The organism is Paenibacillus sp. lzh-N1, from assembly GCF_002872435.1.
Classification (GTDB): Bacteria; Bacillota; Bacilli; order Paenibacillales; family Paenibacillaceae; genus Paenibacillus; species Paenibacillus polymyxa_C.
In genome coordinates, this window is record NZ_CP025696.1 from 5,337,041 (window position 1) to 5,349,936 (window position 12,896).

The 12,896-nt window shown below is 44.4% G+C and carries 14 protein-coding genes and 1 pseudogene; 6 read left to right on the forward strand and 9 right to left on the reverse strand.

The genetic code is table 11. From position 1 onward, the window contains the following. Window positions 1–169: 169 nt before the first annotated feature. Window positions 170–691, forward strand: a complete 522-nt coding sequence (locus C0638_RS23590; RefSeq protein ID WP_058710942.1) for a hypothetical protein — start codon at window positions 170–172, stop codon at window positions 689–691. Between the two features lie 88 nt (window positions 692–779). Here the strand turns inward: C0638_RS23590 and C0638_RS23595 are convergent, their stop codons facing one another. Together C0638_RS23595 and C0638_RS23600 are read right to left on the reverse strand one after the other, a co-directional pair. Continuing rightward, window positions 780–1,361, reverse strand: a complete 582-nt coding sequence (locus tag C0638_RS23595; RefSeq protein ID WP_013370615.1) for an NAD(P)H-dependent oxidoreductase — start codon at window positions 1,359–1,361, stop codon at window positions 780–782. Window positions 1,362–1,434: 73 nt separating this feature from the next. Further along, window positions 1,435–1,857 (reverse strand): MarR family winged helix-turn-helix transcriptional regulator, encoded by a 423-nt coding sequence (locus C0638_RS23600; protein ID WP_014599652.1) that lies wholly within the window; start codon window positions 1,855–1,857, stop codon window positions 1,435–1,437. A 138-nt stretch (window positions 1,858–1,995) separates the two neighbouring features. On the opposite strand from C0638_RS23600, the gene C0638_RS23605 reads away from it, so the two are divergent. Further along, window positions 1,996–2,289 (forward strand): MazG-like family protein, encoded by a 294-nt coding sequence (locus tag C0638_RS23605; RefSeq protein ID WP_013370613.1) that lies wholly within the window; start codon window positions 1,996–1,998, stop codon window positions 2,287–2,289. An 82-nt stretch (window positions 2,290–2,371) separates the two neighbouring features. Here C0638_RS23605 and C0638_RS23610 read toward each other — a convergent pair whose 3' ends face one another. Continuing rightward, entirely contained in the window at window positions 2,372–3,523 is a 1,152-nt protein-coding gene (locus tag C0638_RS23610) for an iron-containing alcohol dehydrogenase (RefSeq protein WP_058712531.1), read from the reverse strand. A gap of 246 nt (window positions 3,524–3,769) precedes the next feature. Between C0638_RS23610 and C0638_RS23615 the strand changes: the two genes are divergently transcribed. From C0638_RS23615 to C0638_RS23630, 4 genes and pseudogenes are all read left to right on the forward strand, one after another. Next, on the forward strand, window positions 3,770–4,804 hold the full coding sequence (locus C0638_RS23615) for a stalk domain-containing protein (protein ID WP_058712530.1): 1,035 nt from the start codon (window positions 3,770–3,772) through the stop codon (window positions 4,802–4,804). A gap of 267 nt (window positions 4,805–5,071) precedes the next feature. Then, window positions 5,072–5,598, forward strand: a pseudogene (locus tag C0638_RS23620) (GNAT family N-acetyltransferase). A 23-nt stretch (window positions 5,599–5,621) separates the two neighbouring features. After that, window positions 5,622–5,996, forward strand: a complete 375-nt coding sequence (locus tag C0638_RS23625) for an iron chaperone (RefSeq protein WP_058712528.1) — start codon at window positions 5,622–5,624, stop codon at window positions 5,994–5,996. Window positions 5,997–6,170: 174 nt separating this feature from the next. Next, complete coding sequence (locus C0638_RS23630) at window positions 6,171–6,848, forward strand: tetratricopeptide repeat protein (RefSeq protein WP_013370608.1); 678 nt, start codon at window positions 6,171–6,173, stop codon at window positions 6,846–6,848. Between the two features lie 106 nt (window positions 6,849–6,954). Here the strand turns inward: C0638_RS23630 and C0638_RS23635 are convergent, their stop codons facing one another. From C0638_RS23635 to C0638_RS23660, 6 genes are all read right to left on the reverse strand, one after another. Beyond that, complete coding sequence (locus C0638_RS23635; RefSeq protein WP_058712527.1) at window positions 6,955–7,593, reverse strand: SGNH/GDSL hydrolase family protein; 639 nt, start codon at window positions 7,591–7,593, stop codon at window positions 6,955–6,957. A gap of 68 nt (window positions 7,594–7,661) precedes the next feature. Beyond that, window positions 7,662–8,084: a GNAT family N-acetyltransferase gene (locus tag C0638_RS23640; RefSeq protein ID WP_013370606.1), complete on the reverse strand. Its 423-nt coding sequence runs from the start codon at window positions 8,082–8,084 to the stop codon at window positions 7,662–7,664. Window positions 8,085–8,125: 41 nt separating this feature from the next. Further along, window positions 8,126–8,680, reverse strand: a complete 555-nt coding sequence (locus C0638_RS23645) for a nucleotidyltransferase family protein (RefSeq protein WP_016819242.1) — start codon at window positions 8,678–8,680, stop codon at window positions 8,126–8,128. 21 nt (window positions 8,681–8,701) lie between these two features. Beyond that, complete coding sequence (locus C0638_RS23650) at window positions 8,702–9,955, reverse strand: MDR family MFS transporter (protein ID WP_058712526.1); 1,254 nt, start codon at window positions 9,953–9,955, stop codon at window positions 8,702–8,704. A 34-nt stretch (window positions 9,956–9,989) separates the two neighbouring features. Then, window positions 9,990–11,723, reverse strand: coding sequence for an ATP-binding protein (locus C0638_RS23655; RefSeq protein ID WP_058712525.1), 1,734 nt, complete (start codon window positions 11,721–11,723; stop codon window positions 9,990–9,992). 49 nt (window positions 11,724–11,772) lie between these two features. After that, entirely contained in the window at window positions 11,773–12,837 is a 1,065-nt protein-coding gene (locus C0638_RS23660; RefSeq protein ID WP_013370602.1) for a cobalamin B12-binding domain-containing protein, read from the reverse strand. Window positions 12,838–12,896 lie beyond the last annotated feature (59 nt).

Here is a 12,896-nt window from a genome sequence, read left to right on the forward strand (position 1 = left end):
AATATTTGTGAATTATTATCCTCCCCCTTCACCTCCAGAGATCTCTCAGGCCGAGAACAAAAAATACTTTAATCTCATTCATTGACTCGATACAATAAATAGTATATTCCAGTATTTGCGATAAAATAAACCATGCTAATCTCTGTGATAGTGAAGGAGTCTTCAAACTATGCTTAAGCTAATCCCCAAAAAAAGCTTCATTATATGTATTGTTATCCTGATCGCTTTAATGGCATATTTCACAAAAGATCTAAGGACGGAGATGTCGGTAAAATCAACGGATCTATCGGAATTGTCAATAAACAATATTCCACTAAGCAAGAATATTGCGAAGATTGATTTGACTGCTTATAAAAAGAACCCCGATTTTAACGATAAACACACAAAAGATGCCGATCACAGATATTTTGAAAATTTCTTAATTGTCTATAGTTCTAGTGGAGAGATTATGAAACTGCAAACCTTGTCCGAGAGCGAATTTTCTAGCATCAGTGGCCACAAACTTCAGAAACTTGAGGATGTGAAAAATAAATTGGGCAACCATTTCGTGGATCAAAGCTACGACTCTGCCCAAAGCCTAAACGCCATAGTATATTATGACAAAATAAATCGTACGAAGGCTAGTTTTGTATATCCCCATAATAACAAGCAGGATCAGATCGTTGTCTGGACTATATTGGAAAAGTACTAGCATTTGTAAGAAAAGGCCAACCCGTAAATGCTGGTTGACCTTATCGTTTAAAGAATGTCCTACGCTTTTGAACGAATATGAACTAACTTTACAGCACCGTTTTAACCGTGTCTTGTACTTGTTTCAACAATCCTTTGTAACCATCTTCATCAAGGTAGCCGATACTTCCAAGCAGCAAGTGACCGACCGATTCAATTCCAACAAAATCAAAAATACCCGTATCTGATGTGAGCTTCAATCCTGCGGTCATACCAATTTCATCGTAGATCGCGTTGGGCGTACCATGTGTATTCACGATAAACCCTTTTTTACCTGTAAGCAGCTTATTAATCCCTTCTGCACCAGCCGTATATGCAAAGCCGTAGGCAAATACACGATCAACGTAACCTTTCAGGATCGCAGGAAGACCTGTCCACCAAATGGGTGAAATAAACGTAATCGTATCAGACTGCGAGATATATTCCTGCTCTACTTTGATATCAGCCGGCGTTTGTCCAGCTCTCATCGCAGCCGTATCCTCAGGTTTTAATACCGGTTGAAAATCAAGAGCGTACAGATCGCGTACAACGACTTCGTCACCTTTTTCCTTCAAGGTAGTTACAACCGTTTCCAGTATCGCGTGGTTAAAGCTTTCAGCGTTAGAGTGAGCATAGATGATAAGATGTTTCATTTTCATGACCTCCAGATATTTTATTGTTATTTTGGCATTTGCATAGATATCTATACATTTACTCAAAAAAAATTTAAAACCTGTTTTTTATATGCTCCAACAGATATTCCAGTTGTTTTTTTTCCTCGTCTTTGAGACCACCATAAATAGTTTCTTTTAATTTATTAGAGATCGCCTCAAATATAGGCTCCAGCTCTTTCCCCTTTTCGGTAAGATAGATCAGAGTAACTCGGCTATCCTCCCTTTCTTTTTTCCTTTCCACATACCCCAATTTTACTAGCTTGTCGATTAAAACAGTGACTGTGGGCTGTTGACGAGCAATTTTTTGCGTCAATTCCTTAATCGAAAGTCCATCCGTTTGATACAGGAACATCAGTATTCCACCATGGGTAGGTACGATTCCTTCAACTCCATAGGATTCGAGCTCAGATACAATTAATTTATTGATCGAGTCCCTAATGGTTCCTACAAGTGCAGCTGCATTATTTTTTAACATACAAGTATTATTACATAGACATCTATATATATCAAGTACTTAGTCAGTCTGATCTAATTTTAACGTATGAAATGCTTCAAAGAACTAGATCTAAGTCTGTTATAATAAGATTTTAAAAAATAGTTAGGAGGTTGTTAAATGGAGCAGCTTTTAAAGAAAATCCAATACTTGAGCACCCACGAAAAGAAGACATTAGAGCAGATGGTTCTTAAACTATCCGAAGAAGTAGGAGAAACCTCTCAAGCCATGCTGTCTTATATGAATGCAAACGGAAGCGAATATAAGCAATTGAATATTTCCGATGTCAAAGAGGAATGTGCAGACGTGATTCTGGTTGCCCTTTCTTTATTTTATAAGCTAAGCAACAACGAGGGGGAGCTTCAGGAGTTCTTAAGTAAAAAAGTGGACAAATGGGAATCTGTAATGACTTAGGCCAAAAGGGCCGTTCCCAGTATTCTTGATCAGTTCCTGGGACAGCCCTCAAAGTATATAACAAAAATAATAACAGTATTATTTATAGAATTTTCTTAAACATTTCGATAACTTGTTCTTTGCTAGGTATGAACGGATTGCCCGGAGCGCAAGCATCCTTCATGGAGTTTTCGGCAAGCAAATCTAAATCCACCTCGTTTACACCTAGTTCAGAAAGTTTGGCAGGAATCCCTACTTCCTTCGACAGGTCCTTGATTCTTTGAATTACATAGTCTGCGCATTCTTTATCCGTTTTCCCCTTATCTTCATAACCGATGACCTTAGCAATGGCACGAAACTTCTCTGGTACATGCTTGGCATTCTCCTCCTCCACAATCGGCAGCAGCATGGCATTGCAAACCCCATGAGGCAAATCGTATACCCCGCCTAGCTGATGAGCCATAGCATGGACATAACCCAATCCGGCATTATTAAATGCAAGTCCTCCCAAGAAAATAGCGAAAACCATTTGTTCACGTGCTTCTATATCATGACCGTCGCTCACCGTGCGGGCCAAATTGTTAAAAATAAGTTCTACTGCTGCCAACGCAGTCGCATTTGTAACAGGGTAGGAGCCCGGAGTAACCAAAGCTTCAATGGCATGGGTCAAAGCATCTAGTCCGGTAGCTGCCGTTAATGCGGCGGGTTTGTCTACCATCAGTTCAGGATCGTTGACTGAAATCGTAGCTACGCTATTCTTGTCAACCATAACCATTTTGACTTTGCGCTCTTCGTCCGTAATGACATAATTGATTGTAATTTCTGCGGATGTTCCTGCCGTTGTATTAATAGCGATAATCGGCAGCGATTTATGCTTGGATTGATGAACGCCCTCATACTCAGTTATATGTCCCCCGTTGGTAGCAATAATGCCGATTCCCTTGGCCGTATCCTGTGGGGATCCTCCGCCAATGGAAATTAAAAAGTCACAGCCGTTTTCTTGTAGAAATTGGACGCCATCATGTACATTTTTACAGGTCGGGTTGGGCTTGACCTCATCATATACCGCATAGTCCAAGCCTATATCATCCAGCAAGGATGTGACCTTGCCGGCAATTCCACTCTTCATCAGAAACTTATCCGTCACGACCAGTGCTTTGTTTAAATGTAGTTCTTTTATATAGGGTCCAATTTCATGCAAACAGCCTTTTCCCATCAGATTGATAGATGGTACAAAAAATACATGTGCGCTCATAAAAATCTGCCTCCTAAGGATTCACTTTTGATCCCTCGCTAAATACAGAACTACTCTAAAGTGAAATATTTCACAATTGTAATTCTATCTTTATTTGATTTTGATGTCAATATAAAAACAAAGATATTGCTTTGGTTTATTTTTGTTTATTTTGTTTTTTGAATCACTCCAATAATTGGTACACAACTAATCGGAGGCAGTATCGTACAACTTAGAGGAACACATTAACAACGAGGTGATGACAGCATGACAATCAACAAGAAAGTATGGCTGGCTCTGCTGGCAGTACCACTGCTTCAAGCAACCCCATCTTACGCCAAGCCGGCACCGCTAACTCCAGTAACAACCGTTTATGTGGATGACCGCCCGCTTGAGCTTACTGCTCAACCGCTACTGCTAGACGGGACAACGCTCGTTCCCATGCGGCAGTTGTTTGAAGCGCAAGGAGCTGTGCTTTCCTGGAACGGATCCAGCAAAACCGTAACAGCAACCAAAAACGACACGACGCTGACCTATCGCATTGGAGAAGTCACCTCCACCCTCAACGGCAAAACACTATCCCTGAACGTTCCCGGACAGATTGTTGAGGGCAACACAATGATTCCACTGCGTTTTGTGAGTGAAGCACTTGGGAGCACAGTGAAGTGGGACGCACTAACCCGTACGATCCGGATTGCCTCCACTGATGATTTTTTCACAACGGTACTTTCCGGAGTCAACCTGCGTAGCAAACCGGATTCATCAGAAACTTCCCCTTCCCTGCGGCTTATTCCAACCGGTGAAAAGGTTCATGTCATCCGCGAGGTCAATGCCCTCTGGCTGGAAGTACGCACTAAAAACAACCTGACCGGGTACATATCGGCAAAACCAAAATACAGTGACTATACCAGCACTTCCCTAGCAGAACGGCAGGGAGATGAACTGATCGCCTACGGGCAGAAATTCCTTGGCACCCCTTATGAATTCGGCGCAGCAACCAGACAGACATCGACCTTTGATTGTTCCTCTTTTGTCGGGGAAGTGTTCCGGCATACGCTCTCTGTCGACCTCCCCCGTGTCTCTTACGATCAGGCCAAAGATGGCCAAGAGGTCGGGCTGAACGAGCTGCGCAAAGGTGACCTGCTGTTCTTCAGTGCGCGGGGGCTGGAGATCGGCCATGTGGCGATCTATGCAGGGAACAACAAATTGCTGCATACTTTCTCCAAAGAACGCGGCGTTCATTTTGACACGTTTGACGGTAAATGGAAGAAACGTTTCGTAACAGCTCGCAGGGTGTTTTAGGACAAGCAGATACCCCATAACCGTAGGCTGCTCCATTACCACATTCATTATCTTCTGATTGCCTTTTGCCGGACGCCTCCCTTGCGGTTTGCGTTCAGGCGGCAAAAGAATTCATTCGTTCCCATTGTTCAACACGTAATTCGATACTCTTCTTTAACGTTTTCTTTCAAAATCTTGAATCTTTCCCATCAGATCTGCTTAAATAGGTTTAATAGATTTTTTAGAAAACACGAATATATACGCTAATTATAGACAGGAGGAATCGTTATGCAATTTGAGACAGATCGGCTCATCATTCGTGATATTTGCAGATCCGATTGGGGAAGTATACATACCTACACGTCATTGAAGTTACTAGGCACACAGCATGGGGACCCAATACAGAAGAAGATACAAAGGAGTATATAGAACAAGTTCTAGTCTCACAGCTGGAAAAGCCACGACAAGACTACGAACTAGCCGTATGTCTGAAAGACACTGGAATTCTGATCGGCGGTGTTGGTATTCATGTCAAAGATACTAATGCAGAAATGGGTTATATTTTAAACCCAGATTATCAAGGTAAGGGTTATGCAACAGAAGCGGCACAAGCCCTGCTAGGATTTGGATTTAGCACACTTGATGTCCATCGTATTTATGCAACATGTCGTCCAGAAAATAAAGCTTCTGAGAAGGTTATGCAACAGATCGGAATGCAACGTGAAGGTATAATGCGAGAACATTGGTACTACAAAGGCGAGTTTCATGATTCATATTTGTACTCTATTCTTGCTGAGGAATATTACAGGACATAATTTTTATTTTAGGAGGGAACAACATGGAAGTTTTTGCAGAATATTTAGCGCATATTGATAACCCACAACATCGGGCCCGAACGGAAGAGGTTTTGGCTTGGGTAACCAAGAATTTTCCAAATTTATTGCCAAAAATTGCGTGGAATCAGCCTATGTTTATGGATCACGGCACATTTATTATTGGCTTTAGCGTAGCCAAACATCATTTAGCCGTTGCCCCTGAAAAGGCAGGGATTAATCATTTTTCTGAGTTAATTGTGCAGGCTGGCTATCATCACACCAAGCAGTTGATACGTATCCAGTGGGATAGTCCAGTTGATTTCTCATTACTTGAGAAAATAATCGAGTTTAATATTTTGGATAAGGCCGACTGTTCAACCTTTTGGCGGGAATGCTGAGACATCTCATGCTCCTCTTTTTCCCCATCGATATATCAAAAGCATGTACAAGTCCCCCACCAATTCTGAAAGCTATCATCCTTCGAAATCTCATGATGCTAATGCCCCTTAAAGTAACCTATGCTATAATGTGGAAAGTATGGATAGTTACATGTACAGGAGGATTGGAGCAGAATGATTGGGAAATTTTTGATTTTCTCTCTACTATGGAGTTTGCTCGGTAATCCGTTTTTGGCAATGCTCGTACTCCTAATTGTGATCTATATATTGGATCGCAGCTTTGTCGGTGTATTGCCCAGCATCAGCAAACCGTGGAAAAGAAGACGCAATGCAGCACGATTGCGTCAACAGATTGTGTTAAACACCAACGATGTGGCTGCCAAGTTTGATTTGGCTCGGATTTGGATCGAAAGCAAGAAATACTCGCAGGCTTTGGAGCTACTATTGGAAATTCAATCCCGATATGAAGATTCAGCAGATTATTGGAACGCGCGGGGTACGGCTGAGGTACACACAACCCACCTGGAGGATGGAGAACAGCATTTACTCAAGGCACTGGACATTAACCCACGGGTGCAATACGGTGAACCCTATTTGCATTTAGCCGCAGCTTTCAAGGAACGGGACGTAAATAAGTCACTACACTATCTACAGCATTTTCAGGAGATTCAGTCTTCTTCCAGCGAGGGCTATTATCTGACAGGCCTGATGTACCGTATGCTGGGACGCAAGGATGAAGCCATCACTGCATTTAACCAGTCTATTGCTGTCTATCGTTCTCTGCCCAAATACCGCAAACGAAGTGAGCGCAAGTGGGCTGCACGCAGTCTATTCCGTAAAATAATCAGCTAAATCACACGCTGAAACGCAAAAAAGAGGTTCAAGATGAACAGTTAATCTGCCATGATGAACCTCTTTCTTTATTATACTTTTTCCGATCCAAAGCATCCTCTCACGGTCATCGTAACGGCGCATAACCAAGCCGATTCAGCTCTTCCGCAATCACGCGATAACCACGGCTGTTCGGATGTATCCGGTCCAGCGAAAGCAGTGCCCGTTCATTGCCTTCGAATATGGGATAAATGTTCGCTACCCGATAATTCGGCCCGCCCAATGTATAGAGAAACGAGTTGTATTGGCGCACATATACTCCCGCCTCCCTTACTCCTGGAAAAGGATTATATAACCCCACCATTCGGATGATAAATGGCTCACGCTGACCGGACTTTATTTGATACAGGGCATGTACAATTTGGCGTACATATTCTTTGGTATGATTCAGCGCTTGCGGAATGGAAGAACCCGACGCGCCTGGGCTTCCAGCAAGTGTACTGATATATGGACGCAGATCATTCCCGCCGATCGTCACCGTTATGAGTTCAGCCCGGCTGATTGCCGACCGAAAAAGCGGATTGTTGCGGACCATGGACAGCAGCTCCTGCGATGTCAATCCGTTGATTCCCAGATTCTCGTAACTGACTGGCGTACGGAGATGTCTTTCCGCCATTCGCCGATAGACAGGTACAAAGCCGCCACTCAGCAACGTCCCTGCACCTGTCGTTAAAGAATCTCCAATCGCTGTGTAGTGATACGCCAATGAAACCCACCTCCCTCCGACATAACATATATTATGTAGAAAAAAGGAAGTGGGACACGGAGATTCGCTTATTCTTCGTCTATTTCATATATACAATGGAATTGCCCACCATCTGGCAAATCCTCCGATCCATATACGGCAAAACCCACGTTGCGGAAGAAATCTGCCCCCTCCGCATCTGTGTCCACCGTAAGTCGCTTCGGGCTACGCTCCTTAATAAGCGTAAGCAACATCCCTCTGCCGTAGCCTCTATGACGATTTTCAGGTAATACAGCCAGATGATGGAGCACGATCGTTCCATCTTCCCGCTCCTCAAAACCGACAACACCTACAATAAGTCCTTCATCTTCCACACCGAACAACTTCCATTCATCCGAGGCTTGATAAGCACGCAAAGCCGCCTCTCCGCGTTCAGGATGATCAAGCACAGCATAGGTAAGAAGCTCCAGCACCTCCTCACGATCTGAATCTGGTTTTATATTTTTAAACATCGTTAGTCGTCTCTCCTTATAATCTGAAATGAGGTTATACTTTAGTTTTCCACAATAAGCAACGGCCAATTATCTAGCCACTGTTTTTCAAATACACGCTGACGAAAAGCCGTAGTGTGACGGAACAGGGGGCTTTGGCGTACCCGCATATCCAGCAGATCTTCCAACCCATGCGGACAAATAACCTCCATTTGATCCTTGGCATTCAATCGAATGGCTACAGCTGTTGCCGTCTCTGGCCAGCGGCTCATCGCATCCTCTATCGAGGAATACGGAGCCTCCCCGTTGCGAATATGCATCCGAGCTTGATTTTTGACAGACCAGTTGCGTCCTGCCTGTTTACGATTCAAGGACTGCTCCAGAAACTCATCTCGTTCCTCTAGCGTATTTTTAGGGTCAAAATAAATAACATCGATATCGTTTAGAGGTGTAGCCGTTGTATAGCCATGAAGCTTGTCCCAAACCCGGTTTCGTACATAGCCCGCGGCTATACAGCCTTGCGGAAGCTTCAGCTCTCGCACATAACGCAAGTCTTCCAAGACCTGTGGATCATTCATATATTGTATAATTCGTAGCACATCTTCTTCCGACTTCATCCTGTACTCAGCTCCCTTTTTTTATGATGATAGTTGCTGCACAGACTCCCCACCTTGAGCCGCGAACCGGGCTGTACGCTGCGCCAAACGGCGGCGTGCGACCAGCAGGAACGGAATACCGATCACAACCGACAGTGCAACCGGAACAAACACGGCAAGCGGTGCTGTTTGACCATAGATATCCAGCAACCAGCCACCAAATAAAGGAGCCAGTACACTACCCAAATTATTAAAGCCGATCGTACCGAAGTAGGTCCCTTTATATTGAGCATCAGCAATTTGATCAATCAGTACGTCCAGCATCGTGAATAATAACACTTCGCCTACTGTAAACAATACCATATCCAGTATAAACATCCAGCCTGAGTTTAGCATACCGCACAGCAGCAAGCTGACTGCAATACATATATTCCCTGCTATTAAGGAATTCACTGGAGAAAAGCGGCTTGCCAGTCGTACCAGTGGATACTGAAAAGCCAATACGCAAACCGCGTTGACCGTTAGCATGTATGTAAACCACTGGGTACCTTCCTCGAAGGACAACGATAAAAATTGAGGCATTGTCGAATTGGAATGAGCATAGCCCATTACGCAGAATACGGTTCCCAACAAAATCGGCATAAATACGGGATCTCTGCTGGCTGTTCGGAACGCCTCGCCCATCCGCAGCGGAGCCTCTCCTGCGGTTGTGCCTACATGCAGATCTGCTGCATACCGAGTAAATTGGATCAACAGCAGCACCCCGTACAGAGCATACACACCAGCGGCTACCATAAACGGCGTACCTGTAGATGCCGATCCCAACATCAAACCAAGCAGCGGTCCTGCCACCACACCAACATTAATCGCCGCATATCTCATGTTATAGACGAGCAATCTTTTCTCCTTGGGGGTTACATCTGATAATAGCGCCCGCGAAGTTGGCTCGAACAAGGATCTGCATAGTCCATTCAGAGCATTAATGACAAAAAAAGCCCAAGCCACTTCTGCCAACGCAAAAGCGACGAATACAAGCGCCCAACTCGCAATGGATACCAGCATCACCTTACGCCGTCCGATCCGATCTGAAATATATCCACCGTAAAAGCTGGCAAAAATGCCGACCAGTGAGCTGACCGATACGATCACCCCCGTATGAAAGGGGGAGACCCCCAGACGGGTGGTCAGATAAATAGACAAAAATGGGATGCTCATCGAGGTCGCCATCCGACCAAAAATCGTACCTGCTATAATTGTCCAGGCCAGCGGGTGAATGGAACGCAGCTGTTCTTTCATATATATATCTTAGGTCCTCCTTCTAGGTACAAGTCTAACAAGGGGGAATCAGTCTAGACTGGTGAATATAACGTTCCAGCTCTAAGCACGTTGCCTGATAGACAGACTGGAGCGCAGACAACTTCACTTGCGTATTCTCAAGTCGGTTCTCCCGTGCAAGCTGTTCAATATCAGACAGCAACTTGGACAAACGCCCGACCCCTAGACTCACGCTGCCTGATTTCAACTCATGAGCAGCCTCTACTACTTTTGTGGCTTCGCCCGCAGCAACCAATTCTTTTAACTTGTTGATTTTGGCAGGTGTATCACTAGTATACATTTCAACCAATGACTCGAGTAATCCCGTGCTACCATCCTCATCCAGCAACATAATTTCCCGAATAACATCCTCATCCAAAATAGGCTCGGATTCCGGAATGGGTAGCCATTTGACGAGCTTTTCTGAGAGATTTTCAATCGTCACCGGCTTCGTCAAGTAATCGTTCACTCCAACCTCCCACCCACGAGCCTGGTCTTCCTCGGACACATTTCCGGTCAAAGAAATGATCGTTACGGGCGGCTGTTGGTTTTCTACTTCCCACTGGCGGATCGCTTTCGTCGCATCGTGACCATTTAGCAGAGGCATATGGTGATCCATTAGAATGCAGGCGTAGGATCGTTCGGAGGCCGCTCTTACTGCGGCTTTCCCATCCTCGGCAAAGTCAATATGCTGGAATCCCAGGTGGTTAAGCTGTAATTGCACCACTTGACGATTCACCCGATTATCCTCAGCCACCAAAATAGCTTGAGAAAGACTATGCTCACGAAGCAATTCGCTACGTGCCGTCAATTCACCATTTTCATGTTTCTCTATTTTATCTGCCTGTCCTGATGCCTTCCTGAAAGGAATTTCAAACCAAAATGTGGAGCCTTGGCCTTCTTCGCTGACGACCCCAATCTCTCCTTGCATAAGTTTCACAAACGAGCTGCATATCCACAGCCCCAGTCCCGTTCCTCCATATTGAGAGGCGCCGCCCTCACCAGCTTGCACATAAGGCTGAAACAGCTTGCCCTGATCCTCCGGTGAAATCCCGATGCCCGAATCCTGTACTTCAAAACGAACACGTTGGGAATCTTTTGTTTCCTCAACCAATTTTGTCCGAACAACAAGTATCCCTTCGCTTGTAAATTTATTCGCATTGTTCAACAGATTAAGCAAGATCTGCATGATCCTTGCCGAATCTCCTTCGAGATGCTCTGCCACGCCAGGATCAGTCTCTATACTCAACTGGTTGCCCATCTGATAAATTTGCGGCTCCAACAACTGGGCAACATGGCTCATAATCGCTTGAACTCTGACATTTCCGATCTCCAATTCCATCTGTCCTGCTTCTACTTTGGATATATCGAGCAGATTATTAATCATGTTTAGCAGCAGAGAGGCCGACTCACGTATCACACCGATGGCCTGCCGCTGATCTGGAGACAGTTTGGATGAAGCTAACATTTCGATCATCCCCAGAATTCCGTTCATTGGCGTTCTAAATTCATGACTAACCACGGCGAGAAAAGTGCTCTTCAGGTCATTAGCCCGTATCGCTTCTTCCTTTGTCCGCTTTAATTCCGCATTGCTTTTGGCAAGCTGACGCTGCAGATTGACCAGCTCGTTGTTCATTGCTGAAAATTCATTCAGCAGCTTTTCTTCCTCAGCTTTGCTTTTCAGAACCTCATCCGTTAATTGTTCGACCGTTCTCCGCAGGACAGCCATTTCTGCTGTCGGTTCCTTCATATTAAAAGGCCCCCTTTACAAAATGACTTACGGGTTGCCAACACTAACATTATCTCTTGAGCGAAAGTATGTCCTCTGCTACCTCCAGCGCTTCCTCCGCACCTGGTGCATATCCATCCGCCCCAACTTCCTGCCATAAGTGTGAATCAAGATTAAAGGGCAAGCCACCGACCATAATTTTCACATGACTAGTAGTTGTATTTTGACGGATAACAGTAATCAACTTTTTCACCAGATGGACATGGTAAGCCATGGTAGCTGAGATAGCTACCACATCTGCGTTGTAACTCACAATGGCCTGAAGCAGGCTCCGATCAGGTACATTAGCACCTAAATAGTACGTATCCCAACCATCCATCTCGAATATATCAGCCAGCATACGCAGACCTATTTCATGCTGCTCGCTGCCTACACATGCTGCTACAAGGCTGCGTCCCTTATTTCCAGTACCTATCCATCTGGGATACAGGCTGGAAATAATAAACTGAGTCGCAGCAGTACAAAAATGTTCTTGGCCAACCGTAATTTTGCCTTCATGCCACAGACGACCTATTTCATATTGCGAAATTTGAAAAATATATTTATAAGTATGTTGAATAGACGTACCTTCATCAAGCAAATGAACGATCCAATCCAAAGCCTGTCTGCGATTACCTAAAAGTAAATATTCCAAATATTGAGCCACATCTGCAGCATAGGGATTATCATCTGTAATAAAAGAGGCGTACTCCTCCTTCTTCCCAATTTGCTGTATCCCCAATTCCAGATGCATCAGTACCGTCGTTTTATCCGTGTGATGAAAGTGCTCTACCAACGTCTCCCGAATTAATTGAAAATTGATAATCAAATCTTCTTGGGTTATGCCGAAACCTTCTAGAAGTCTCTTTAACCAGGAAACATAATACGTAAATAAAATAGGACTGTTCACGATTACACTTTCTGCTAAATAGTTCAAACTATATATGGAGTCCTGTTTTGTCTTTATTTTACCGTTGTCCCCAAAGCGCTCCAAAAGATCTGGCTGTAATTCGTATTGTTTATGGGTAACTAGTTCAGCCAAGCCTCCTGCTTGCATTAATAGCGACTCACCTGCGGTATATTGCTGTATACTCATGTACAGCTCCTTCCCCGACAAGGTATTTGTATATGAAACAGGTTCTAGGGATGACCTCA